Origin of the sequence: Olivibacter jilunii, assembly GCF_900607235.1 — a bacterium.
Taxonomy (GTDB): domain Bacteria; phylum Bacteroidota; class Bacteroidia; order Sphingobacteriales; family Sphingobacteriaceae; genus Olivibacter; species Olivibacter oleidegradans.
In genome coordinates this window covers 47,499-73,264 of the sequence record NZ_LR027849.1, presented here as the reverse complement: position 1 = coordinate 73,264, position 25,766 = coordinate 47,499, and the positions used below count along the sequence as shown (strand labels likewise).

At 43.8% G+C, this 25,766-nt stretch carries 20 protein-coding genes; 17 read left to right on the top strand and 3 right to left on the bottom strand.

The genetic code is table 11. The features are described 5' to 3' along the window. Positions 1-117: 117 nt before the first annotated feature. Positions 118-936: a terpene synthase family protein gene (locus tag E0E36_RS06370; protein ID WP_130855226.1), complete on the top strand. Its 819-nt coding sequence runs from the start codon at positions 118-120 to the stop codon at positions 934-936. A gap of 140 nt (positions 937-1,076) precedes the next feature. Continuing rightward, positions 1,077-2,261 (top strand): ATP-binding protein, encoded by a 1,185-nt coding sequence (locus E0E36_RS06365; protein WP_130855225.1) that lies wholly within the window; start codon positions 1,077-1,079, stop codon positions 2,259-2,261. 49 nt (positions 2,262-2,310) lie between these two features. Here the strand turns inward: E0E36_RS06365 and E0E36_RS06360 are convergent, their stop codons facing one another. Continuing rightward, positions 2,311-4,674: an ABC transporter permease gene (locus tag E0E36_RS06360; RefSeq protein WP_130855224.1), complete on the bottom strand. Its 2,364-nt coding sequence runs from the start codon at positions 4,672-4,674 to the stop codon at positions 2,311-2,313. Between the two features lie 543 nt (positions 4,675-5,217). On the opposite strand from E0E36_RS06360, the gene E0E36_RS06350 reads away from it, so the two are divergent. The 15 genes from E0E36_RS06350 to E0E36_RS06280 all read left to right on the top strand — a co-directional run bounded on the left by E0E36_RS06350 (position 5,218) and on the right by E0E36_RS06280 (position 22,900). After that, positions 5,218-5,766 (top strand): hypothetical protein, encoded by a 549-nt coding sequence (locus E0E36_RS06350; RefSeq protein ID WP_130855222.1) that lies wholly within the window; start codon positions 5,218-5,220, stop codon positions 5,764-5,766. Positions 5,767-6,201: 435 nt separating this feature from the next. Continuing rightward, the gene (locus tag E0E36_RS06345) at positions 6,202-6,798 is read left to right on the top strand and encodes an RNA polymerase sigma factor (RefSeq protein WP_130855221.1); all 597 of its coding nucleotides are present in this window, start codon (positions 6,202-6,204) and stop codon (positions 6,796-6,798) included. 68 nt (positions 6,799-6,866) lie between these two features. Beyond that, the gene (locus E0E36_RS06340) at positions 6,867-8,048 is read left to right on the top strand and encodes a FecR family protein (protein ID WP_130855220.1); all 1,182 of its coding nucleotides are present in this window, start codon (positions 6,867-6,869) and stop codon (positions 8,046-8,048) included. A gap of 111 nt (positions 8,049-8,159) precedes the next feature. Beyond that, complete coding sequence (locus E0E36_RS06335; RefSeq protein ID WP_130855219.1) at positions 8,160-11,588, top strand: TonB-dependent receptor; 3,429 nt, start codon at positions 8,160-8,162, stop codon at positions 11,586-11,588. A 17-nt stretch (positions 11,589-11,605) separates the two neighbouring features. Beyond that, on the top strand, positions 11,606-13,042 hold the full coding sequence (locus E0E36_RS06330) for a RagB/SusD family nutrient uptake outer membrane protein (RefSeq protein WP_198140284.1): 1,437 nt from the start codon (positions 11,606-11,608) through the stop codon (positions 13,040-13,042). A gap of 48 nt (positions 13,043-13,090) precedes the next feature. After that, on the top strand, positions 13,091-14,560 hold the full coding sequence (locus E0E36_RS06325; RefSeq protein ID WP_130855218.1) for a BNR-4 repeat-containing protein: 1,470 nt from the start codon (positions 13,091-13,093) through the stop codon (positions 14,558-14,560). Further along, positions 14,557-16,110: an L-lactate permease gene (locus E0E36_RS06320; protein WP_130855217.1), complete on the top strand. Its 1,554-nt coding sequence runs from the start codon at positions 14,557-14,559 to the stop codon at positions 16,108-16,110. Before E0E36_RS06325 ends, E0E36_RS06320 begins: the two co-directional genes overlap by 4 nt. 36 nt (positions 16,111-16,146) lie before the next feature. Then, positions 16,147-17,379: a glycoside hydrolase family 88 protein gene (locus E0E36_RS06315; protein ID WP_130855216.1), complete on the top strand. Its 1,233-nt coding sequence runs from the start codon at positions 16,147-16,149 to the stop codon at positions 17,377-17,379. A gap of 400 nt (positions 17,380-17,779) precedes the next feature. After that, entirely contained in the window at positions 17,780-18,547 is a 768-nt protein-coding gene (locus E0E36_RS06310; protein ID WP_130855215.1) for a TonB family protein, read from the top strand. 150 nt (positions 18,548-18,697) lie between these two features. Then, positions 18,698-19,150, top strand: a complete 453-nt coding sequence (locus tag E0E36_RS06305) for a hypothetical protein (protein ID WP_130855214.1) — start codon at positions 18,698-18,700, stop codon at positions 19,148-19,150. A 500-nt stretch (positions 19,151-19,650) separates the two neighbouring features. Continuing rightward, positions 19,651-20,562, top strand: a complete 912-nt coding sequence (locus E0E36_RS06300) for a helix-turn-helix transcriptional regulator (protein ID WP_130855213.1) — start codon at positions 19,651-19,653, stop codon at positions 20,560-20,562. Between the two features lie 238 nt (positions 20,563-20,800). Continuing rightward, a complete protein-coding gene (locus E0E36_RS06295) occupies positions 20,801-21,394 on the top strand; it encodes a Crp/Fnr family transcriptional regulator (RefSeq protein WP_130855212.1) in 594 nt (197 codons plus the stop codon). Positions 21,395-21,798: 404 nt separating this feature from the next. Beyond that, entirely contained in the window at positions 21,799-22,041 is a 243-nt protein-coding gene (locus tag E0E36_RS06290; RefSeq protein WP_130855211.1) for a hypothetical protein, read from the top strand. Between the two features lie 95 nt (positions 22,042-22,136). Next, entirely contained in the window at positions 22,137-22,592 is a 456-nt protein-coding gene (locus tag E0E36_RS06285; protein WP_165446931.1) for a MauE/DoxX family redox-associated membrane protein, read from the top strand. Beyond that, positions 22,589-22,900: a hypothetical protein gene (locus E0E36_RS06280; protein ID WP_130855209.1), complete on the top strand. Its 312-nt coding sequence runs from the start codon at positions 22,589-22,591 to the stop codon at positions 22,898-22,900. The genes E0E36_RS06285 and E0E36_RS06280 overlap by 4 nt, the downstream gene beginning before the upstream one ends. Before the next feature lie 16 nt (positions 22,901-22,916). Here the strand turns inward: E0E36_RS06280 and E0E36_RS06275 are convergent, their stop codons facing one another. Then, on the bottom strand, positions 22,917-24,368 hold the full coding sequence (locus E0E36_RS06275; protein WP_130855208.1) for a TlpA family protein disulfide reductase: 1,452 nt from the start codon (positions 24,366-24,368) through the stop codon (positions 22,917-22,919). A gap of 14 nt (positions 24,369-24,382) precedes the next feature. Beyond that, positions 24,383-25,765 carry a RagB/SusD family nutrient uptake outer membrane protein gene (locus E0E36_RS06270; RefSeq protein ID WP_130855207.1) on the bottom strand — a complete coding sequence of 461 codons (1,383 nt, stop codon included), beginning with the start codon at positions 25,763-25,765 and terminating at the stop codon, positions 24,383-24,385. Position 25,766 lies beyond the last annotated feature (1 nt).

Here is a 25,766-nt window from a genome sequence, read left to right as displayed (position 1 = left end):
TCAATCTTATAAAGAGACCGAAACTTTCCGTGTAGTAGAATATAAGTTCTGTGTAAAAATAGCGGAAAGCAGGTACACGAATTTTATTTTAGAGCGCACTTAAAATTTAGGACTCCTATGATAGTAGAAGATGTGATCCATAAAACAGCAAACATAGCATTGAATAAGGGAATCGACTGGCGTTACGACTTTAACACCATAAAAGAACAAATGCTCTGGGCTCCCTACATACTCCCTAAAATATTAACCAGTGAAAAACATTTATACCTGGCCTGTTTTAGTGTCACTTATCTGTTCTACGTAGAAGATGCAAAGGTAAGGTACAAGGATTTTGTTCATCATGCGATGGATATTCATAGTAGGCGGGCCACGGCTCCAACGGACGAATATGACCGCAACAAGTATGACATCGTTTATTACTATGAAAAGCTGTTACAGGAAACGCTGAGCCCCTTCAACTATGAACTTGTACATAAAGATTTGCTTGACTTTTTACCTACGGAATTTGACGGTAACCAGGAGAAGCATTTTAGCAGTATGGACGATTATTTAAATGAACGTCTTAAAAACATCGCTGTGCATATTTTCTTTATCATGCTGTACGATGCATTAAATTTGAATTTCCCTACCGAACACGATCATTATTTCAGAAAAGCCGTTTTTAACATTCTTATTTTTAATGACCTACACTCTTATATTAAAGAAAAAGCAGAGAACGAGCAATATAATGCCCTCGTTTTACTACAGAAGGAAAAAAACGATATTGAACATAACGTCCAAGAGTTATTGCAAATGGCCAATGACTATTTGCTAGCATCTTACGAGATAAAGGACGAATTAATGCGAGAGGTTCTTGTAGCTGCACAATTGGGCAATATAGCCTGGGGAAGTACCTGTAGAAGATATGGCGTGATGAAAAATCTTAAATGGCAATAAGATAACTGTTCCTTGATTTAGCATCCTCGGAAACCTAGCCGATAAAAAAATTAGCTTTGGAGAAAGCTAAATAATGGATTATTTGTAATTACTCAATATATTGAGTAATTTTACTCAACGTATTGAGTAATTTTATAAATATGTTTGAAAGACCTTATTTACAGACACTTACAAACAGAATAAACGAAGAAAGAAAGTTCATTCAAATTTTAATGGGACCTCGCCAAGTGGGCAAAACCACCTTGATAACCCAATTGACAAAAAAAATAAGCATTCCTTACTTATTTGTTTCGGCCGATGCTGTACCTGCTTCTGATGGCAGCTGGCTTTCAGCGCAATGGGATACTGCGCGTATACAAATGAAGCAAAAGGAGAGCAATGAATTTCTCTTGATCATCGATGAAATACAAAAAATAAATAATTGGAGTGAAACTGTAAAGCTCCTTTGGGATACAGACACCCGAACAGAAACCAACTTAAAAGTCATTTTACTTGGATCGTCCCGCTTACTCCTTCAACAGGGTTTAACCGAATCCTTGGCTGGGAGATTTGAAACCACTTATATGGGGCACTGGTCATTCTCCGAGATGCAACAGGCCTTTGACTGGACGGTGGATGATTATGTATGGTTTGGGGGATATCCAGGATCAGCAAGTCTAATTTCAGATGAAGAGAGGTGGAAACAGTACGTTGTTGGGTCCCTGATCGAAACCAGTATCTCTAAAGACATATTAATGCTTACTCGAGTAGACAAACCGGCACTCATGAAAAGACTTTTTGAGATCGGTTGCAATTATTCCGGACAAATACTATCCTACACGAAAATAATGGGACAACTGTTAGACGCTGGAAATACAACCACACTGGCTCATTATCTCGGCCTTCTAAATACAGCAGGTCTGCTAAATGGATTAGAGAAGTTTGACAATAAACTGATACGCAAGCGATCGTCCAGTCCAAAATTTCAGGTGCATAACACTGCGCTTATCAGTGCCCAAAGGGTGGAAACATTTCAAGAAGTACGATCGCAGCCCGATTCCTGGGGAAGAATGGTTGAATCTGCAATCGGTGCCTACCTAATCAACAGTTCATTTAGTACTGGTTTCCAATTATATTATTGGCGGGAGGGAAATTATGAAGTCGATTTTGTTTTGGAATACCGGGGTAAGGTAATCGGCATAGAGATAAAAAGCGGTCATGCACAAACTACATCCGGCATGCAAGTATTTCAAAAAACGCAAAAGCCTGACCAGGTTCTGTTAGTTGGTGACAGCAGTTTACCTTGGCAGGAATTTCTGCAGCTCAACATTAGCACATTGTTTTAATAAATAATCACCCAAACGCTTAAGAAAGGGTTTGGTGGACTCCACGTTGTCACTCTTCTCGAAGGCTCTTTGTCGGATTCGTAAGAGCAGTCTTTATCGCCTGTGAACTCACGGTAAAGAGTGCAAGTATCAAAGCCCCTAATCCTGTGAAAGCAAACACCCACCACTGTAAATCAGTACGATACGCAAAGTTATCTAGCCAGTCGTTCATTACCCACCACGCCAGAGGAAATGATACCAGACAGGAAATCAGAATAAGTATAACAAACTCTCGGTTAAGTAAACTGATCAATGAAGAAATGGAAGCGCCCAATACCTTTCGGATACCCAGCTCTTTCGTACGCCTTTCGGCTGTGAAGGCGGCAAGTCCAAACAAACCGAGGCAAGAGATAATGATAGACAAGACCGCAAATATACTGCCCAGTTTCTGGAGGAGCATTTCGGATTTAAACTTTTCATTAAAAGCTTCATCCAGAAACTGATATTCAAATGGAAATTCCTTGTTATTGGCCTTCATGACCTGTTCGATCTGTTCAACTGTTTTAGCGAGGTCTGCCCCTGCCTTAATTTTAATACTCAGCATCCCTCCGTTACCCGTATAAGGACGGAAAAATACCGGTGCGGTTGGGCTATAAACATCATTATAAACAAAGTCTTTTACCACCCCTACAATGGTGAACGGTTCATCTTCCCAGAAAACCTGCCGGCCAGCAACTTTTCCGTCCGCGCTGATCAGCTTTGCAAAAGTTTCGTTGACCAGGAAACTACTGCTATCTCCCTGTATATTCGGGTGAAAGTTACGGCCATCCACTAATTCCAATCCCATGGCCGGAATAATGCCCTCATCCGCCCAAGAATAAAATATATCTATCTGTTGATTGGGATCCTTCCCGGCCCAGTCCAGGTCGGTCCTCACGCCAAAATTCAGTATACTTCCAGCACCCGCTCCTACACTTTCCACACGGCCTGTTGCTAGCAGCTGTTCCTTGATGAGATCCGAGTGTTTCACGGCCTCCCCTCGCAAAGGAACTGTCAGCACCTGACTAAGGTCAAAACCCAAGTCGCGCCCCTTAGCATACCGAATCTGCTGGAAAATGATCACGGTGCAAATAATGAGCGTGACAGATGCTGCATACTGGAGCACTACCAAACCACGGCGAATAAATCCCACCGATCCGATCCTTTGCTTGGCCCCTTTTAAGGTGCTTATCGGATTAAAAGAGGCGAGATAAAAGGCAGGATAGATCCCGGACAATAAACCACAAATCAGCACAATGCTTATCAAAAAAAGCTGATGGGCTGGTTTGAATAAATTAATCACTAATTCTTTTCCAACCAGGGCGTTAAACGCACCAATCGAACTGTATATAAACACCATAGCAAGCAAAGCCGATATCGTAGCCAGGATAAGCGATTCCCCTAAAAATTGGCCGATCAGCGAAGCCCTGCGAGCTCCTGCGACCTTACGCATACCTACTTCTTTCGCCCTCTTTTCAGATCTGGCGGTTGTGAGATTCGTGAAATTGATACAGGCGATGAGTAATATAACCCAGGCAATGATGCTGAACAAGCGAATGTATTTCATACGGCCATCCTGTTCATTCCCATTTTTATCAAAATTATTGTAGAGCCGCCAGCGCTCCATCGGGTACAGAAAGTTTCGAATGTTTGCTTGCTCATTGCCCGGTTGACGTTTTACCAAATCAAAAAGCCTTTTGTTCACGTTTGCTAAGCTGGCAGCTGGTTCCAGTTGTACATAAGTCATCACAACCGAATTGCCCCAATCACGTACCCACGCATTATCTTTTTCAAACTCTTCAAATGAGATAAGCCAATCAAACTGAATGCTGCTATTCCTCGGAAGATCTTTAACCACACCAGACACCACAAAACGCTTATCGTTATTCACGCGTACAGTCTTTCCAAGCGCCGACCCTTGTCCAAAGATGCGATTAGCTGCAGATTGTGTGATAACCAATTGATCAGGCCTTACCAATGCACTCGATCTGTTCCCTTCCACAAATTCAAGCGAGAAAATGTCCATAAATTCAGGGTCTACAATTTGTCCGTTCTGGTAAATCGACCGTTCGTCTTTCGTAAACAGAAAAGATCTGCCCCAATCTGCACGTGCACTGTATTTAACACCTGGTATTTCAGCTTTCATCGCGTCACTTAAAAGGCCTGAAACGGCATCAAAAACCCGCACCCCTTCACCCGAAGGTTGTTTCGATTTCGTTATGTATATATTTTCATTGTTCGGGAAGTCCTTATCGTACCCGGCTTCATCCTCAATCCATAAAAAAATCAGCGATGCCGTGGCAATGCCTACAGCGAGTCCGAAGATATTGAGAAAGCTAAAGCTACGGGTTCTCCAAAGGTTACGTAAAGCGGTCTTAAAGTAATGCTTGATCATAATGAAACAGATTGAACCATGCTACTACAATTAATCTGCCATCTGTAAAGAAAACGCTGCAAAGCACACTGGTAGGCCATTCCTTACCAAGGCTGTTCGATATCGAACAGTTGTTGTTCGGTTGCGGGCAGTACGAGGGCATCACCCAGCTAACACCCACTTTTTTATATACTGGCGAAGAATTATGCGAATTCTTAACAGTTCCAACTATTATTATGTGGAAGCCTTTTGCGTTAGAGGGCTTTATCGAAAAAAAAAGGTAAATGAGTCAAACGACCTTCCCAAAAAGCTAGCCGTACAGGACACGGCTAGCAATCACCAAATTAAATTTAGATATTTGGGTTGAATAGCGTATGGCAAAATCAACGGAATCGTTATATGATATAATCAGTCGTATAAATTTACCTGAATTTAAGTAACACAAAAATATGAGGGTATGCAGCGCGAGCTCAGCAAAGTTAAGCGCTGCAGTTTCTACTTCGATGTTGTTCATTGGAGTAAACCATTTTTTCTTTAAATTCGGAATAATTTAATTTTTAGATCATGTCAGAATACTCTTCGCTTTATATCAACATCCAGATCAAAGAAGAAAAACTTCAACACTTTTTTCAAGAGAAACCCATGCCGCAAAGCATCGATGAAAACTGGTCGAAATGGTGGGACAGCCGAAGAATGTATAGCAAACAACCTTTATCGGACCTCCCCTATTATCGCGTTCAGAACAACCGTGCCGTCTTCGACCAATTGCTTAATGGAAGAGATTTCGGGGGTGTTGAGCATTACGACAAAAATACGGAAAGATGGACATTCATCGTTGTTTTTTTTAGTGAGAATTATACAGAGATATCACCGATGCTCTCTCTGCTGAAACAATTGGCAACCTATCAAGATGCAGCAGATACCGGTGTCGCTTTTATCTATGATTTTTTCTGGGATTGCGAAGAAGTGATGGCCTATCTGGAGTTCGCTTCACAGCAGGCCTTGTTCAAAGATTATAGTACCACTAAAGAAATAGAGCCTGCCATTTTGATAGAAGCCAATCGTGCACTTGAAGCAGCCGTCGAAAAATTCAGTCAACAGTTCAAAGAATAATGGATATATGAAAACCAATGCCAAATGAATTGACAGCGATCTTAACTTCCATCCTCCTTCTCAATTTTCCCTATTGCTTCCAAAATCCAACTGCGTAAGCGTGGAGCTAATTCCTTTGAAATTTCAACCTTACATAGGAAATAGAATTTTCCGTGCAATAGAATATAGGTTCTATATAAAAATAGCTGAAAGCAGGAAGACGAATTTTATTTTAGAGCATACTTAAATTGAATTTAACGTCCAGCGGTTACTGCAAATGGCCAATCAATGCCCATATGGTCATTTTATTGACAGGCTGTGCAAAGGATTGCAAATACCAATTAAATTCTATACGTTTGTACGGTAGACCTAGCACTCATAACCAATATGAACCCGGCATGATTAAAGCAATCATCAAAGGCTCCATCTGACAAATGAAAAGCTAAAAATAAATAGATGAAACCAGTATCAGTCGTAGAAAAGGATGAATCTCTTTTGATTACTGCGCTCCAATCGGGAGATAAACGCGCGTTTAGGGTACTGTACGAGCAACTACATCCTGCTGTTTATCGTTTCATCTATGCCTTGTTAAAAGACCAAAGCCATAGCGAGGAAATCCTGCAGGAAACCTTTATCAAGCTATGGGCGAACCGGCATAAATTAGACAGCCAGCAGCCACTATATCCCTACTTATACCTTATCGCCCGACGTTTATCGATCGATGCTTTTCGCAAAGTAATTACAGAAAACAAATTGAAAGAGCATTTGCAATACGTGGTGAACGATGTAAGCAACCACACCGAAGAGCAACTATTGCTACACGATTTGCGGCAATGTATTGATGCTGGAATGAAACAATTACCCCATCAGCAACGGCTTGTTTTTCAGCTTAATCGCTTAGAGGGTTTGTCGTATGACGAAATCGCCAAAAATCTCAAAATATCCCGCAATACCGTACGCAATCACCTCGTAAGTGCTTTAAAAACCATGAAGATATTTATTTCAAAAAATGATATCACTATCTTTTTTTTATTTTTTTTCCTTTTACACTAGTTCGATCCCCTTCCTTATCCGTATCTATATATAAAAGGGATAAAACTGTCCCCTGCTAACCAATAACGATGCGCTTCAAAGAAGAAAGATTTATTACGCTTTTAAAGGCTTATATGAATGAGCAAATCAGCGAATCCGAATTCGAGGAGCTCGTAAACTATATACAACAAGCAGATACAGCGCAATTAAACGAGCAACTGTTGGACTTATTTGACAAAGCTTGGCAGCAAGCAAATCAGCAGCTCCCGATCAAATTGGATGCAGAGCGTGTCTTACACGGGATAATGACTTCGCCACAGCTTAACACACAAGCCCGGAGGAAAAAACCAAAGGTCTGGTTGATTGCCGCGAGCATAGCAGCGCTGGTATGTCTCGCCACTTTATTAGTTAGGCAATATACCCCCCTTCCACTTCAAGCGGCCAAAGAAAAGTTGCTAACTCAAGAAGAAGATACACTTACATCGGATAGAAGAGAAGTTATGCTTACCCTATCAGACGGACATCAAATCCCTGTTAATGCACTCAGCGAAGGCGTTCAGACCTTTCAATCCGGCACACATGTAAAAAGAGATCAAAACCAGCTGATTTATACCGAAGACCAAGACACAAAGGCTCATCCATCGCCCGCTTTACATACCATCACCACCCCTATCGGAATGGATTATAAGCTGACCTTACCGGATGGTACCCGCGTACAGCTCAATGCCGGTTCTTCCCTTACGTTTCCCGTCGCCTTCGGTCGGCAGGAACGTAAAGTGGAACTCCAAGGTGAAGCTTATTTTGATGTCGCCAAACATCCTAACCAAGCTTTCCTTGTGCAAGCAAAAGGCACCGATATTCACGTCTTAGGAACGGCATTCAACGTTAGCGCATATCAGGAAGATCCTTATGTTGTCACTACTTTACTTACCGGGAGTCTGAAAGTACAGTCCAAAATACTGCGCCCCGGACAACAGGCACTTAGTAACGAAACTGGGCACCCCATCGTTATTCGGGAGGTAGATCCAGACGAAATCATGGCTTGGGCCAGGGGTTATTTTGTTTTTGACCAAGATGACATTAAACAGGTTATGAATACCTTGGCCCGGTGGTACGATATAGAAGTCGTATATGAAGGAAATCTAAAAGGTAAAACCTTTGGCGGAACATTATCCAGGTATACTGATTTCCGACAGCTATTGCATGCGATAGAACAAACAGGATCCGTTAAATTTACCATAACAGGAAGGAGGGTTACCGTGTCTCCCTAACTAGAAGCGGCATTGACACATAAAGTCAGGAACGCTTGGAACCGCTCCTGACCGATAGCATCAAATGCCTGGATTTAAAAAACGTAGGATCATTCATTAAATCACCATCAAATGTATAAAAAAAATACTGCTTTTTCCCGCAGATGGGAAAGAAACGCCTTATTCAAACCCATACTTGTCATGAAGCTCGCATTCATCCTCCTGTGTATCAGCTTATGGAAAGTCAACGCCGCGAGCTATGCCCAACAGATCAGTATTCATAAGCAACACGCCAGCATCACCGCTATATTTAAAGAAATTCAAAAGCAGAGTGATTATCATATCTTTTATGATGCCGAAATGCTCCGTAACACGAAGCCCGTTAGCCTACAACTGCTACGTGTATCCATCAAGGAAGCGATGGAGCAAACCCTAGTCAACCAAGGCTTGAGCTATGAGATTTTGGATAAGAATATTATTATAAAAAAAGCGGCTTCGGCAGTACAAGATCGAATCATCAGCGGCACTGTGGTAAATACCGAAGGAGACCCCTTGCCCGGTGTTACGGTGCGCATCAAGAATGAGCGTTTGCAAAGCAGCACGGATGCATCCGGCCGGTTTAGTATAAAAGTGCCCTCGGCAGAAAGCGTGCTTGTTTTCAGCTTAATGGGTCATGGCACCGAAGAGCGCGTAGCAAACGCCGAGCGGGAAATCAGAATCCAACTCCGGGAACAGGTGGCCGACTTAAATGAAGTGGTGGTGGTAGGTTACGGTACCCAAAAGCGCACCAACATCACCGGCTCCGTGGTTTCGGTTAGTGCTCAAGATATTCAGGATGTACCCGCTCCCAGTTTGGATGCCGCCATCACCGGCAAAATGGCGGGGGTACAAGTATCGCAAACAACCGGTGCGCCAGGCGGCGGCCTGTCGGTAAAGGTGCGCGGTACCGGATCTATCGGAGCTGGCAATGAGCCATTATATGTGATTGACGGTTTCCCCATCACCGCAAATTATAACCAGAGCAACAACCCCTTAAACTCCATCAACCCGAGCGATATACAATCGATAGAAGTGTTAAAAGATGCCTCGGCAACTGCTATCTATGGCTCCAGGGGCAGCAATGGGGTCATTATCGTTACTACCAAAAGCGGCAAGTCGGGAAAAATGAAAATCGACTTAGACACCTATACCGGTTTGCAAAAGGTAAGCAAATATATGGATCTGATGAATGCGCAGGAATTTGCTTCCTATATCGTCGATTCGCGCAACAACGCTTGGGTAGATATGGGCGGCGACATCAATGCACCCAATGAGGAGCGCAGCGCCATCTATCAAATTTTACCTGAGCTTCAGCATCCTGAAACACTCGGAGAAGGCACTAACTGGCAGAAAGAAATATTCCGTACGGCACCCATGCATAATATTCAGCTCACTTTCTCCGGGGGTAACGAACAGGTCAATTACCTGACCAGTGCGGGCTATTTTAAACAAGAAGGCATCATCCTAAACTCCGATTTTGAGCGCTATTCTTTTCGCGTAAACCTCGATGCCAATACCTCAAAAAAATTCCGGATAGGTTTAAACCTGAGCCCCACTTACACGGTAAGCAACCCTGTTAGGGCAGAAGGCCATTTTGCAGATGGCGCCGTTGTGTTGAGCGCATTGATGATGCCACCAAATTTACCGGTTTATAATCCGGATGGAAGCTATAGCTCCGGCATCTCCCTCGGAAATGGATTCAGCAGTCTGGAAAACCCCGTAAAAGTTGCCCGCGAGCTGGTGAACCACCGCACTAATTTCAGACTATTGGGTACAACTTTTGCGGAATACGCGTTTACGGACGAGTTGAAATACAAATTGCTAATTGGCACCGATTTGCAACACATGAAGTCTAACACCTTCAACCCATCCACTGTTGGACGCGACGGTAATCCGGCACCGGTTATTCCGAGTGCCTCTTACAGTTCACAGGAATCTTATAATTGGTTAATTGAACATACCCTCAGCTATAACAAATTCTTCGGAGATCACCATGTTGATGCTTTAGCGGGCTTTACTGCACAAAAAGTGCGGTCTGATATGGCTAGTATCAACGCCACGAATTTCCCGAACGACTTGGTACAGACGATCAACGCAGGAGTGGTTTCGGGCGCTAGCACTACTGCGCTGGAGTGGTCTTTACTCTCCTATCTGGGCAGACTCAATTACGATTACGCTGGCAAATACCTCTTTACAGCCACCCTTCGAACAGACGGATCTTCGCGTTTTGGTGCCAACAACCGTTGGGGTGTTTTCCCTTCGTTTTCAGGTGGATGGCGTCTTTCTCAAGAGGATTTTATGGCCAACCTTACTGCCATCAATGAACTGAAACTACGGGCCAGTTATGGTTTTACGGGCAACAACTTTATTGGCAATTATGATCATATTGGCCTACTCAGCAATAGCAATTACGTATTCGGCAGCAGTGGCGGCGCCATTGCCCATGGCCTAGGGCCCAATACCGTAAGCAACGCCAACCTGAGTTGGGAAAAGAACAAGCAACTGGATCTAGCCCTGGAGCTGGGATTATTTGGCGGGCGCTTATTCTTCGTTGCTGATTATTACCGCAAGATAACCTCCGATCTGTTATTGAATGTACCCGTGCCATCACTCACCGGTTACACCATAGCTACCCAAAATATCGGTCGTGTAGAGAATCAAGGGTGGGAATTTGATCTGCGCAGCCAAAATCTAACAAAAGCCCTTAAATGGACAACCGATATCAACCTGTCCTTTAACCGGAACAAAGTACTGGCCCTCGGCCCCAGTGGCGAGCCCCTATTCAGCAATTATCAGCTTACCAATAGTCATATTACCGAAATCGGAAAGCCCATGGGAAATTTCTATGGCTACGAGGTAATTGGCATCTTCCAAAATCAGCAGGAAATTGATCAGAATGCCTCTTTTGCCGATTCAAAGCCGGGGCAATTCCGTTTTGCAGATGTTAATGGCGACGGAATACTAAGTGTAGACGACCGCACCATTCTGGGCAATCCCCAACCCGACTATGTCTTCGGCATCACCAATGCCTTTCGCTACAAAAATCTCGAATTGAGCTTTTTGATACAAGGTGTTCAAGGTAACGAAATTATGCATTTAGGCCGCCGTTTTTATGCCAACTTCGCCGGAACTGCTAACGGATTAAAGGAGTTGAATAACCGCTGGCGTTCAGAGGAAAATCCGGGTAATGGATTTACCCCTAGAGCCAACCGCGACTTGTCCCGCTATAGCAGCAGCAATGCCAGTGCCAACATATCATCCACGCACATCGAAGATGGCTCCTTCATCCGTTTACGCAATATATCGCTGGCTTATAACCTACCCGGCCAGATTCTGCAAAAATGGAAATTGCGGAACGTCCGGATCTACGCCCAGGCACAAAACCTGTTTACGATTACCAACTATACCGGTTATAATCCGGAAGTAAGTGTAAATGGCATCAGCTCCTTAACTCCGGGAGTAGACTATGGCGGTTATCCCATTGCCAAAACATTCACACTGGGTTTAAACCTGGGATTTTAACCAAACAGCTTATGTCAATGAAAAAGATTATTATATACAGCACCTGCCTCCTCTTGCTGATCACTTCTTGCAAGAAGGGCTTTCTAGATTTGGCGCCCATATCGGACACCAATACCGTCAATTTCTATCGTACCGCCGGGGACATGCTCAATGCCGTAAATGCAGCTTATGCCTCCTTACAAAACAGCGGACAATACAATGCTGCCCTATACGCCATCGGTGAAGTAGCATCCGATAATACAGAAATCTTAGATGCCCAATCCGGTATCGATATTAGCCAGATAGACGCCTTTACCACCATCACCAACAATGGCATCCTCAGGACCATGTGGAATGCGCACTACAAGGGCATACTCGCCTGTAATGCCGTTATTGATCGTATTCCTGCCGTGGATATGGACGAAACGCTAAAAGCACGCTATGTAAGTGAATGTTTATTTCTCCGATCACTCATGTACTTTAATATGGTTAGAACCTTTGGAGACATCCCTTTGATAACTAAAGAAATTGTGGATGTGCAAGAAGGTTATGCCTTCCCACGCAGCCCAAAGGAAACCGTGTATGAGCAGATCATTGCCGATTTGGAACAATCCGCTGCTACGCTTCCCAACAGCTATGGTTCTGCAGATGTCGGTCGAGCTACCGCAGGAGCTGCCCGAGGCTTACTCGCCAAAGTCTATTTAACCCTGCAAAGATGGCAAGAAGCCGCCGAGCAAACAAAGGCTGTGATGAACCTAGGTATTTATCAGCTCATGCCTACCTACGAGGGCGTATTTGCGATAGCCAATAAAAACAACGCAGAATCCCTTTTTGAAGTCCAATATAAAAAGGGAGGATTCGGACTTGGCAGTCCATTCAACAATGCATTTGCACCCCGCTTATCCGGACAGATTGTAACCACTATTGGCGCCGGAGGTGGACAGAACCAACCTACTGCCGACATGGCCAATAGCTATGAAGGAGGTGATCAAAGGCGCGCCGTCTCCATGGCAGATGGTTATCAGCAGGGCAACCAATTTATTGCGGTACGCTATATCAAGAAATACCTGGATCCTGCCCCTTTTAGTGCCGGTGATGCCGACAATAACTGGCCGGTATTACGCTATGCCGATATTTTACTCATGCGCGCAGAGGCACTCAATGAGCTTGGATACACCCCGGACGGGGAAGCTTTCGAACTGCTTAACAGCATCCGCAAACGTGCTGGTTTAGCCTCGCTTAGCAGTGCTGCGCTTGGTAATCAGGAAAGCTTCCGAGCAGCCCTCGAACACGAAAGGCGGGTAGAACTTGCTTTTGAAAACCATCGTTGGTTCGACTTAGTGCGCACAGGCCGCGCAGTGGAGGTGCTGCGTGCTAAGGGGATAGCCATAAAAGACCATCAGCTGCTATTTCCGATACCACAAGAACAGATCGATATCAATCCAGACGTCCTCAAGCAAAATCCGGGCTATTAACAATATTCGCTATCCTTTAATAGCATGTATTTACCAAAAACGAATAAAATGAAAAGATATAACATTGTGCTGATCACCATACTGATAAGTACGCTCCTCTCCTTTCCGGGCGAAATATGGGCGCAACAGCGCATACATCCCGATGCCCAATTTGCCGAAGCGAATATCATCGGACAAAAAGCAAATGGCTTTAAAGGCATTTGGTACATGAATCAGCCTTCCGATGACGAATATGCATATAAATACAGTGGCGGTATGGCCACCTACCCCGCTAACCATCGGCCTTTTGCTATCTATGCCCCAAAGGTGCGGAAAACTTTTTTTTGTTTTGGCGGAAGCGATGACGAAAACAGCACCTTATACCACAATGTTTCCTATTATGATCATCAACGGAAAAAACTCGCCAATCCCACCATCATTTTAGATAAAAAGACAACCGATGCCCATGATAATCCGGTTATTTCAATGGATGACGACGGCTATATTTGGGTTTTTTCCACCTCTCATGGCACGTCCCGTCCGTCCTATATCTCTAAATCCAAAACACCTTATCACATTGATCAATTTGAATCCATCCAGGCGACAGAAATAGTTGATGGCGAAACAAAACCCTTCCATAACTTTTCTTATTTCCAAGTTTATCATCTTACAGGTAAGGGTTTTATTGCTTTATTTACCAAGTACAATAAGCAAGGGCACCGGGTTATTGGTTTTAACACCAGCGCAGATGGGCGCAGCTGGAGCGAATGGCAGGTCTTGGCACATATAGAAGACGGGCATTACCAAGTAAGTGCCGAGCGAAACGGGAAGATTGGCGTTGCCTTTGACTACCATCCTAAAGGTAAAGGATTGAATTACCGTACCAATTTATATTACCTGGAGACTGCTGATTTCGGAAAAACGTGGACGACCGCCGCAGGAAAGCCCGTTAGCCTTCCCCTTCAGGAAATACAAAATGCAGCTTTGGTACATGATTACAGCAACCCGCAACGCAACAGCTATCTTTTAGACATTGATTTAGACGAGGCGGGAAAACCCTTTATCCTCACGATTACCAGTAAAGGCTATGAAGCCGGCCCTAAAAACGCACCGAGGAATTGGACACTCTCTACATTTGATGGGCAGTGGATTGCCGACACCATCACACAGTCTGACAGTAATTACGATATGGGCTCTATCTACCTGAATAAGGATGGCATCTATATCATCGGGCCCACTGCAGACGGCCCGCAAACCTATAATCCAGGCGGGGAAATCGCCATTTGGCGGAGCACCCATACCGGTAAAAACTGGGCTCAGGTTAAACAACTAACGGCCCATAGCGAGATGAATCACAGTTACGTGCGGAAACCGCGTAATGCGCAACCCGACTTTTATGCCATTTGGGCCGATGGCAATGCACGGAAGCCCTCTATTTCGCATTTATATTACCTGGGCAAAAATGGCACCGTTTACCAGATGCCACGCGTGTTCAACAAAAAGTTCATAAAGGCACAGCCGATAAATAAAACGCCATGATCTGTAGTCTTTTTACAAACAGTAATGTCTGGAAGCTGGTACAGGTAGGAGCTGCGGCCCTGCCCATACTCGCGATATTCTGGGCACTGGTATTTGCTAAATGGAAAGGACATTGGGCAAGCCTATTCGCTCTTGCATTTGCCTGTTTAATAGCTTATAGCGTCTTTCATGTACCGATGCAAACGATTGCTTTTTCCAGTGTCCGCGGTATGCTCTATGGTTTATTTCCTATATCTTGGATAGTAATCAACACGCTATTTCTTTTTAATCTGAGCGTAGAAAGTGGTCAATTCAAGACAATCAAACAGTACATTGCCGCTATCACGCCCGATCCGCGTTTACAGGTACTACTGGTAGCCTTTTCTTTCGGCGCGTTCCTAGAAGGCACTGCCGGCTATGGTGCACCCGTAGCCATTACGGCAGCCATGTTAGTAGGTCTGGGCTTCCAACCCTTACAAGCTGCCGGCATTTGCCTGATTGCCAATACGGCGCCGGTAGCCTTTGGCGCCGTAGGTATCCCCATTACCGTTTTGGCCGATATCTCCGGTTTACCGGAGATGGCCATATCGCAGACTGTCGGGCGCACTTTACCCTTTCTATCTTTGATGATGCCCATGTATCTCATCATCACCTTGGCCGGTTGGAAGCAGATGGTAGCCATACTTCCCGCACTGCTCGTTTCGGGTGGCTCTTTTGCTTTGTTGCAATGGTTCTCCGCCAGTTTCATTGGCCCCACGCTGCCCGATATCATCGCAGGGCTCGGCTCCTTGCTTGCCCTATGGGGCTACTTGCGCTTCCGCAAGATATCAACAGAAAAAGAGCAAGCAGAAGGTGGCGTACTCCGCGCTTTCAGTCCGTTTTTACTACTTACGCTATTCATTATACTCTGGGGCATACCCACATTAAAACGAGCGTTCGATGAGTGGGCGCAAGCCAAAATCAACATCGGTTTAACAGAGGTGCCTATTCCCTACCTTTCCACTCCAGGTACGGCTATTCTGTTAGCCGCTCTATGTTCGATACCACTTACCGGACTCTCCTTCCTAAAAGCAGCCGGCATTTACGGCAAGACCCTTAAACAGCTCCGCTATGCCATACTCACCATTGCTACGATCATGGGCTTTGCCTACCTGCTGAATGATGCAGGTATTACCCTAACCTTAGCAGCTGCCATGGCTAATACCGGTGCGCTTTATCCACTTTTCGCACCAATACTCGGTTGGCTCGGGGTCTTTATAACCGGCTCTGACACTTCCTCCAATGCACTGTTCGGCAAATTACAGTTTGAAACAGCCCAGCGTATCGGGCTTAATCCACTCACCATGGTAGCCGCCAATGCTTCCGGAGGTGTCTTAGGTAAAATGATTTCCCCACAATCTATCGCCGTAGCAGCGGCAGGCAGTGGTTTAACCGGTAGCGAATCACATTTATTGCGCTATACACTCAAACACAGTTTTATACTATTAGGGATTATCTGCCTTATCGTGTTGTTACAGGCATACGTTTTTAAAAATATGATCCCCGTATTAGACAGTTATGCAACACCTTAAAATTCATCATGAATCCCTTTAACAAAAATCAAGCATATGTTAACATCAAAAAACACGCTCCAAAGCAGTATTTATTTGCTCTTTATTCTGTTGGCAGGATTTGCACCCCTTAATGGACAAACAAACAAGTCGTACGGATACAAGCTCAATCAGGCGTTCATTAACGAGCAACTAAGCCAAGCCGTAACCCAGTACAAAACGCTTCGGCAGCACCTACCAAAAGGCGTATTTCCTCGCACTTACGAACACGATAGTCTGTTGGTTAGTAAAAGTAACTCATGGATATCCGGATTCTATCCCGGCACATTGTGGTATTTGTACGAGTTCAGCGGAGATGAAAGCTTAAGGAAAGAAGCCGAGAGCCGGATGAAAGACCTGGAAAAAGAACAATATAACAAGGGTACCCATGATCTGGGCTTTATGCTTTATTGTAGTTTTGGAAATGGTTTGCGGCTCACCGGAAATTCACATTATCAAGAAGTATTGCTCCAAGGAGCTACTTCGTTGATCAGCCGATTCAACCCGCAGGTAGGCTGCATCCGATCTTGGGATCATCATCAAGATAAATGGGAATTTCCTGTCATCATCGATAATATGATGAACCTGGAACTATTGAACTGGGCAAATAGGGTATCAAATAATGAACGCTATGCTGAGATTGCCCGAACACACGCAAACACCACATTGAAAAACCATTTCCGTCAAGATAACAGTTCGTATCACGTGGTCGATTACGCCCCCGCTACGGGCGCAATACGGCACAAACAAACCGCACAGGGCGCTTTCGATGAATCTGCATGGGCCCGTGGACAAGCATGGGGTTTATATGGTTATACCATGATGTACCGAGATACCCGCCACGAAGCTTACCTACAGCAAGCCATGCATATCGCTTCCTATTTAATGAACCACCCCAACTTGCCATCGGATAAGATTCCGTACTGGGACTATAATGCAAAAGATATTCCCAACAGCCCTCGGGATGCATCTGCGGCTGCAATAAGCGCTTCGGCTTTACTGGAATTAAGCACTTACGCTCCGAAGGATACGGCCGCCAAATATGTCAACTTTGCAGAGCAAATCATCCAACAGCTTGCTTCACCCACATACCGCGCAGCCATTGGTACTAATGGGGGTTTTCTTTTGAAGCATTCCGTGGGCAATTTACCTGGCAATAGCGAAGTGGATGTGCCTTTATCATATGCTGACTATTATTATGTAGAAGCCCTTATGCGCTACAGGAATTTATCGAAAAAAAACGGCAAATAAGTCAAACAACCTTCCCAAAAAGCTAGCCGTACAGGTCACGGCTAGCTATCACCAATTACCAGCTCGTCTATAACCCGCACTTCTGTAGTACTTAACAAGTACTAAGGTATAACCAAGCTAGTACGAAACTAGTGCGAAAATAGTACTAAACCAGTGTCACGGCAGTACCAAATGAGTGTCAAACCTGTGTGAAGCCAGTAGGTTTCAGAGTGGTTTCAGTAGGTTTGTAGTAGCTTTTAGTGTCAAAAAAGGGGATTACAACAACCTTCATTGGCAATAAAACTTCCCGGTAGAGACTCTGGTATCCAACCGTCATTGTAAAAATGTGTAATGCTCCTTTTGCTATCCGGTTCTTATGGAAATTGGTTCATTTATGCATCAAAGCCATAAATAGCACACCATGAAAATCCTATTTATACTTTTTACTTTCTTACAGACCTTAGCTTTGCCATCACTAGCGCAGCTTATTTCCAGAAAAGACAGTGCACATTACACTATCAAAACATATTCAATACCCGATACGATCCATGTACGCGGTAAACTCACCACACCCGATGGGGAGCCGGCAATAGGAATTACGGTTTGGCTTAGATCGACAAAGTATTTTTATGATGAGACACCTAAAAGCGTTACAGACAGTTTAGGAAATTACCATATTGAATATATTGAGCCTGGCGATACCCTCCAAATAACGGGACTATATTTTCGGCAAACCGTGCCTGTGATGGGCAGCCGCATCATCAATCTAACCATAAATGACAATAGCAACCAAACGATAGACACCATACAAGTCAATGGTAAGGCTAAAGCCAAAAAAACGAAATCACCTGTTCTTTATCAGACAAAAGTGATGAATGCATTTAACTGTTCATTCTATTTCCCGCCAACACCTGCTGGTGGCATTCCAGGTTTTCAAAAGCACCTCAAAGAACATGTTATCTATCCACAAGAAGCTTTGGATCAGGGTATTGAAGGGCTTGTCAGTGTCACATTCGAAATCAGCAAGGAAGGAAAGCCAGTCAACTTCCGTATCAGAAGAGGCATCGGTTACGGCTGTGAAGAAGCTGTTATAGCCGCGGTTAAAAGTCTCCCCTGGAAACCCGCAATCGCGGAGGGCAGTATAACTAATTTCAAAATGGAAGCAACGCTATATTTTGCTATCGAGTAGATGATTGATCCTTAAACCTACAAATTAGAATATTTTTTTTAAACTAAAAATTTAGTTATACATTTGCATTAGATTAATACCTCGATTATGCAGATCAGCAGCTCCTCTCTTTTGTTTACCCTCCTGGCGTTTTGTGGATTAAACATCTGTATGGCACAACCCTCCACATCAAACATAGAACATTTCACACAGGATTCAATTGCCTTATATCTTCAAAAAGCGCAGCAAGATCCAATGACTCATATACTAAAAAGCTATGAAACGAGTAGCTATAATTATTTAGTCCCCTATTACCTTAGCAGGCATATCAAGGTTGATTCAGCCGATCAAGCTCTATATTTCGGTTATAGAACCATGCTTACCACCTTCAGCTCATTTGCAGGCGATGTAAAAGAAAATGAATCCGCCTACAATAATTCCAGGCATTGGGACACCGACATTGTGGAAGATTCCAACTATACGGCCCTGAATGCTGTAGATGAAATCGATTCGATTGCCCACAAGCATCAGGTTATCCTATTTAACGAATCGCATATTGATCCGCGTGGAAGGTTGTTCGAAAACGGACATCCCGCAAAAGCGGTCTATTCTGATAAAATATAGTACTATTGTTACCCATCCTATACTTCCCGGGTAAACAAGAGGTAAAGAAAGGGTATAGAAAAGGTAAAGCATACCTAAAGGAAAGGTAAACAAAGGGTAATCATGATGTAAGGAAAGTCTATATCTATTCACACTTCTGTAGTGCTTAACAAGTACCAAGGTATAATCAAGCTAGTAAGAAACAAGTGTAAAAATAGTGCTAAACCAGTGTCACGGCAGTACCAAATGAGTGTCAAACCAGTGTGAAGCCAGTAAGTTTCAGTGTATTTTTAGTAGGTTCGTAGTAGCTTTTAGTGTCAAAAAAGGGGATTTAAAAAATTCCATCTTCCATACGAAAAATAATTAAGAAAAAATGGTCAGCCAGTGACCCATTTTTTAAAATTCTTAAGGCCTATTTTTACTTTCAAAAAATGACGCTTTTTTGCTTTTAACCATGCATAGAATGCCGCATTTTTACGAATACAATTAATCAACAATTATGAATTTAAATTCATCATGACATGGAAGAAGATTTACCACAATTAAAAAACAAAAATCCAAAAAAGAATGACCAAGCCAAAGGTACCAACGGACCGACTGTAGAACACCAATCCAGAGTATTTCAGGATGCGCGATGCCATCGCTACCGAACACACAATGACATCGAGCGCAACGGCTCATATCGTGTAAAGTACCCTCACTTTTTTATGCTATTTATGTTAGACGGCCGTATTGCCATGCAAACGGAAGCAGAAGAACAATACGACATAAAGGCCGGAGAAAGTCTTTGTACGTATCACAATCAGGGCGACTATAAGCTACGTGTTTATCCGGGAGAAGTGGAAGCAGTTACCCTCGTGTTTCAACCGCAGATTTTAATACATAAAGAAGATAATCAATTATTATTTCCCTCTATTTATCCGGTAGTTGAAGCCATGATTAAAAATCTCCAAGGCATTAAATCATTACCTGCCGTAAAAATACGCGCACGTACAAGAAAGACAATCGAGACCTTATTTCATTTAAATCTCGACGACAAGAACAAGTTGAACAATAAGATCAATCATCTCATTCTCCAGTTGGTGAGCCAACATCATGAAGATCTTTCCAATTTATTAAGTAGCCCTGCCCTATCAGCGCCTATATTGATGAAAATTTATATCGACGAGAACCTGCATAATCCAAACTTGCAAGTACGACAACTCACCGATCAGTTTATAGGAAGTGCGCGCACCCTGCAACGAAAATTTCAAGAAGCATATGGGTCAACGATCAAAAGCTATATTACCGCCAAACGGATGGAAAAAGCTTTACAGCTGTTAAAAGAAAGAGTTCCCGTAAACGAGGTTTTGCCACAAGTGGGCTATATTGATCAGCATAGTTTTTCCGTACAGTTTAAAAAATATCACGGTTTTTCACCTTCGGCCGTATAGTAACTTATTGGAAGATCTCAGATCTTTTCTGAAAAGAGCGTAAAATATATCAAGTATCAATCGTGAGGTATATGAATTGTTCGCTATATGCGGTATAGCAAAGTAAAAATGAATATAGCATTTGTGGTAAAGATCGGTTTATAAAATCTCCAATAGCTTTGGAGTATTTAGCAGATATAAAGGTCGTAAATTTCACACGGAGTCCCTGTTCAAAATATAATAAACATAGAGTGATGCTATGCAAGAGAAACGAAAATACATTCAAGTTGCTATGGATAGGCTCGCTTCCATAATGTACATTCCGGGTGAGCTGCACAGTCGTTTGTTGCAGATATCGAAACTAGTTAGGCAACCGAAGATGAGCGTTATCGAGTTTGAAGGCGATGATAGCGATGGTTATCTATGGTATCTCGTTCAAGGTGTTGCTGTTAGTGTAAAATACGATCAATATACCGATCAAGAACAGGCCCTACTTCTTTGGAAAAAAGGCGATATCATTTTTCAACCGGAAAGCTTTTTCGAAAGAAAGGAGCTACAGGAAAGTATTCACCTCTGGGATGATGGCGTACTTATTGGCATTTCGTATTCAAAACTACATCATTTGTTGAAAGATTACCCAAACTTCAACTCCCTTCTCCTCCGTGTTTACAGTTTGCGGCTCAGGCGAATGGCCATGCATAACATTGCCTTACGTTATCCGGCGGTCGACCGCGTCGCCTACCTTTTACGTAGCTACCCGGGCGTACATAGTAAAGTAAAGCAAGAACTATTGGCACACTACCTCCATATCGATCGGCGCACTTTTAATACCTGTTTAAAAGAGCTTCGCTGATGCACGAGCGAAACCCAAAGCTGTGATTTAGATCACAGTAAAATGCTACCTAGATCCGCTTCAAATGCTACCTAGGCAGCATAAGCCTCCTTGCTGATCTACTACCTTTACCAAAGACAATTAAAATAAGATATCGCACCGGGGAGTACCTCGATCATAGCCTGCGGTTCCCCCGCAGTAGAAAGCCAGCTGTCGAGAACAGCGTGCCGAACCCAGCTAAGGCGCCCCGGCATGCAAGCCTTAGCTAAAGGGAATACCGAAGGTGCTGGAGAGCCTCTATAGGCGAACGCTATAGCGGTACGGCAGCAAGGGACGCCGGGCGCGGCGATAAGCGCCGGAGATCAATTAAACAAGGGCAGTAGCTGCGAGGCGGCACTGTGTAGGAAAAACAAAATGTAGGCAACATGGAAAAGCTATTAAACAGGTGGACTCAAAGACAGGAAAACATCAACACGCAGTGGGTGGCAGCTATCGTAGCATCCCTGCTCCTTACCTTTTTCAGGTATTACCTCTCTTTGTTAGTTCGCCTGATGCTTATTCCAGGTTATCCTGTATTGGCCTTTCACCTCCCCTTTACGCGTTTTATTCACCGATGGTTGTACCGACGTAAATTTGCCGTATTCCCCCGATGGCCGTGGATGGCCTGATAAAAGGGTGCAAAGGCTGGGAGCAGCCCGCAGCATCAGCCCTGCCAGCTACAAGGCAATATAATCAAGGGATTCAATCACATAACACTAAGTATATGGAACGCTTACTGAAACAAAGAAAACAATGGAAACTAGCTCGACCTGCGAAAGAGCGGATTATTTTTATTATCAGCATGCTCTTTGTTTTCCTGTTCAGTTATACGGCCATCGATAAGCTGAGGCATTTAGAGCAGTTCAGCAGGGGCATTGGTAAAATCCCCGTCGTGGCCAATATGCATGGGTGGATCGCTTGGGGTGTGCCCCTTGCCGAACTGCTGATCAGCGCGTTGCTTATCATTCCGAAAAGCAATAAGCAGGGCTTACAGTTAGCCACCGGCTTAATGAGCCTATTCACGCTTTACCTGGCCCTTATGCTTGCCTTTGCCGAAAAGCGCATGTGCCACTGTGGCGGTGTCATTGAATCCATGGGATGGGTTGAACATTTGCTGTTCAATCTGGCGCTTACCGGATTGGGCCTTTGGACACTCCGTCTCAAAAAGCGTAAACAATGAAACTTAAAGAAATGGAAACAAAAAAAATAATATCCCAAATCGCCCTAGGCTTGGCGGTTATCGGATTCGGCGCTGGTGCCAGCGCCTTTACAAATAAATCAGTGGAAGCAAAAAGGCAAGCTTTTGTTTATCATCAACTACCTGATGGTTCTTACACTCGCAATCAGCCGCCCGGCTCCAATTGTACTCCACAGGAGAACCCGTGCACGGTCAGTTACAGCTCAGCTCAATCGGCTGATCAATACAACTCCTTCGAGGATTTACCTCCCGGAGGAATTGAAAGTACCGAAAACGGTGCATGGCAGTAATGCAAAAAAGAGCGGATTAATTCCGCTCTTTTTTTCGTGCATCATTGATAAATTTTATCAATTCTTCAGTTTGTTCTTCTGTATAGGGAAGCGGGGGATTCGCCGAGAACACATTTCCTCTTTTGTCGATAATCAACAGTTGGGGTGCACTGGCAAATTGATAGTGTTTCACCAAAGGATGTTCAATACCCTCCCCGTCCGTGAACAGGTTGATCTCATCTTTATCTGTGTACTTGCCACTGGCCAAACCGGACAGCCAGACATCCCGTTTTTTACTCATATTGACATTTAGAAAAAGTACCTCTTTATCCTCTTTGTATGCTTGCTTGACAATCCCCATATTCTCCTTTATCTCAGCACAGCCCAAACACCCGGTAAACCAGAACTTCATAATTACAACTTTCCCCTTATAATCGGACAGACAGTGCCTTCTACCTTTATCATCTGACAGATTGAAGCTGAAAGCCTTTTCTCCCGGTTTAACACTTTCATAAGCGTTAAGCAAGGTATGCTTGGCCAGGCTATCCGAAAGCGAATTGATAACCTTCGGCAACTGCGGAACGATATGCGGATCACGCTGAATGGATTTTATCAACAGATAGGAAGTGATCCGATCTTTCAAAAGACCATCAAAGTTTTTTTGTACATATTCATATGCTTCTTTATAGGGACTGTTCGTTAGCTTCCCTCTTTTCGACAACAACTCAAAATAACCCATCAGCACAAAAGCCCTATATTCGATATATTTATCGCTTAACAGCCATACCGTTTCGTCAACTTCCAGATTTACATCATGAGCAAGCTTGGCCAACACGCGTACCGGATCGAACTTATTACTATCAGCCAAGCCATCGCTTTTCCAAACTGCGTAAAATATACTATGAGTTCGGAGAAAAAAATTGATCTCCAGCACATCTAGCAGGTTATCTCCGATATCGCCCCTGTATTCCCGTATAAGATGCTTTCCTCTCTCAAAATTAAGCTCGGCCCTGCGCAGCAATCTTTTTGAGTAGGTAACCGTATCACGTCCCGCTATCGGATCCAATGCGTTTATGCTATCCAGTTTCAACTGACATTCAAGCAATTTCACGGGCTCGATCGAAGTTGTTAAAACCGCATTGGTCACACCGTCAATATGAACACTGTCACCTGCGGATAACAGATAATTATTAATGCTGCGAAACGGTTTCAGATTTCGAAACCGGATATAGTTTATACGGTTTTTTACCGGAACAGAAACATAGAATGAGTCTGCTATCAATCGAATAGGTAACGAACGTTCTTTTTGTGTTAATGGCACGGCAGCTTGATAATCCTCAACCAGGAAAATGGATGGAGCACCTGAAATCATAGCGGTTCTTCCACATATGACAATGCTATCGTTAGGCAATCCGCTTGCCTGCAACGGCATAATGCCACAATTGATCGACCATATCAGGCAAGTCAATAATAATGGTAAAATTTTCATTTGGGGATTATTTATTATCGTTCATTTTGTCTGATACCGCTCAATGCAATCTCGTCATCCGGAATGGGAAAAACATATTTGGGATCGTTGGGAGGAAGTATGTAACGCTTCCCGTTCAGTCTCCTTTCTATGCTCAAGTTATGTCCTTCCCGGTTCAACCTCTTCAGGTCTTGCCATCTCAGCGCACGCCATACGAGTTCTTTTCTTCTTTCCAACAATACAGTATGCAGTGCATCCTCTCGATCTGTTACGACAATGGGCTCAAAGGAAGTATCGTATCGATTCTCCAGTAAATAATTCAGAACCGCAATTCCTTCTGCTACTTTGCCGTTTCTGACGGCACATTCGGCCTTGATCAGAAACATTTCATCTGTAGCAAGTCCCGTAAACGGATATCCTGTAGAATATCCCTTTTTAATATAGAATTCACCGGGAGATCGCTCTGTATAAAAAATGGAAAAGCGAAGATCATCGGGCTCATACAGCTTGATGAGATTGGTATCAATTGTTGCCTGCAGATTATTCAGCCCGGGAAAAGTAGTAAAGCCGTATACATTTGCCTGCGTGGTGTAAAACAGCGTTTCCGATGTCAGATTCATAAAGGGGTTTGCACTTTCGGTGTCAACTGCTTTATAATCGATAAGCGCATTGTATATCGCCAGCGTACTGTCAGCATACGCTTCAGCCAGTTCATAATGCCGCATATCAAGATAAAGCCGTGCAAAGAGCGCAAAAACAGCGGGTTTGGATGGCCTGTTCAGGTGCGTTACCGGTCTACCGGTCTCCGAAAGAAAAGTAGATGCCGAATGTAAATCACTTATTATCCGGCCATAGGTGTCTTTTAGGCTTGATCGTTGCTCCAGCTTATCGATACCCGGATCCAACTTCAGTGGAAGCCCCGGGCTGCTATCAGCGGTCGATTCGTTATAGACCTCACAGAAGTTGCGCACAAGATCGAAATAGGCGTAAGCGCGATAAAAGAAGGCACTGCCATAAACAGCGTTCCATTCTTGTCTGTCGGCAACATCATCTTTGATTTTATCCAGACCTGACAGTACATTGTTTACATAAAAAATAGCTGAATACGGGACATTCCATCCCTGAAAATTCAGCTCTCCCCCGTATACATCCCTGTTCCACAGATAGGCGTTTTTTTCCGTAAGCGTATTCAGCGCATCGTAGATTTTTTCATCTTTTATGAAATATTCGTCAGCCGAAAGCTGGGGTAAGGGGTTTGTTATATTCATTACCCCCATATTGTCCAATAGATTCCGGAACTCCTGCACCTTGGCAGGTATTGTGAGACCCGAAGAAGGCTTTTCATCTAAATATCCACTGCATCCCAAAACCGATAATGTTACGAAAATAGATGCTATATTGGAAAACTGCTTTTTCATA

Bases quoted from the DNA above. Each gene is read 5' to 3' on its own strand.
- E0E36_RS06370 (WP_130855226.1), top strand. From the start codon at position 118: ATGATAGTAGAAGATGTGATCCATAAAACAGCAAACATAGCATTGAAT.
- E0E36_RS06365 (WP_130855225.1), top strand. From the start codon at position 1,077: ATGTTTGAAAGACCTTATTTACAGACACTTACAAACAGAATAAACGAA.
- E0E36_RS06360 (WP_130855224.1), bottom strand. From the start codon at position 4,674: ATGATCAAGCATTACTTTAAGACCGCTTTACGTAACCTTTGGAGAACC.
- E0E36_RS06350 (WP_130855222.1), top strand. From the start codon at position 5,218: ATGTCAGAATACTCTTCGCTTTATATCAACATCCAGATCAAAGAAGAA.
- E0E36_RS06345 (WP_130855221.1), top strand. From the start codon at position 6,202: ATGAAACCAGTATCAGTCGTAGAAAAGGATGAATCTCTTTTGATTACT.
- E0E36_RS06340 (WP_130855220.1), top strand. From the start codon at position 6,867: ATGCGCTTCAAAGAAGAAAGATTTATTACGCTTTTAAAGGCTTATATG.
- E0E36_RS06335 (WP_130855219.1), top strand. From the start codon at position 8,160: ATGTATAAAAAAAATACTGCTTTTTCCCGCAGATGGGAAAGAAACGCC.
- E0E36_RS06330 (WP_198140284.1), top strand. From the start codon at position 11,606: ATGAAAAAGATTATTATATACAGCACCTGCCTCCTCTTGCTGATCACT.
- E0E36_RS06325 (WP_130855218.1), top strand. From the start codon at position 13,091: ATGAAAAGATATAACATTGTGCTGATCACCATACTGATAAGTACGCTC.
- E0E36_RS06320 (WP_130855217.1), top strand. From the start codon at position 14,557: ATGATCTGTAGTCTTTTTACAAACAGTAATGTCTGGAAGCTGGTACAG.
- E0E36_RS06315 (WP_130855216.1), top strand. From the start codon at position 16,147: ATGTTAACATCAAAAAACACGCTCCAAAGCAGTATTTATTTGCTCTTT.
- E0E36_RS06310 (WP_130855215.1), top strand. From the start codon at position 17,780: ATGAAAATCCTATTTATACTTTTTACTTTCTTACAGACCTTAGCTTTG.
- E0E36_RS06305 (WP_130855214.1), top strand. From the start codon at position 18,698: ATGGCACAACCCTCCACATCAAACATAGAACATTTCACACAGGATTCA.
- E0E36_RS06300 (WP_130855213.1), top strand. From the start codon at position 19,651: ATGGAAGAAGATTTACCACAATTAAAAAACAAAAATCCAAAAAAGAAT.
- E0E36_RS06295 (WP_130855212.1), top strand. From the start codon at position 20,801: ATGCAAGAGAAACGAAAATACATTCAAGTTGCTATGGATAGGCTCGCT.
- E0E36_RS06290 (WP_130855211.1), top strand. From the start codon at position 21,799: ATGGAAAAGCTATTAAACAGGTGGACTCAAAGACAGGAAAACATCAAC.
- E0E36_RS06285 (WP_165446931.1), top strand. From the start codon at position 22,137: ATGGAACGCTTACTGAAACAAAGAAAACAATGGAAACTAGCTCGACCT.
- E0E36_RS06280 (WP_130855209.1), top strand. From the start codon at position 22,589: ATGAAACTTAAAGAAATGGAAACAAAAAAAATAATATCCCAAATCGCC.
- E0E36_RS06275 (WP_130855208.1), bottom strand. From the start codon at position 24,368: ATGAAAATTTTACCATTATTATTGACTTGCCTGATATGGTCGATCAAT.
- E0E36_RS06270 (WP_130855207.1), bottom strand. From the start codon at position 25,765: ATGAAAAAGCAGTTTTCCAATATAGCATCTATTTTCGTAACATTATCG.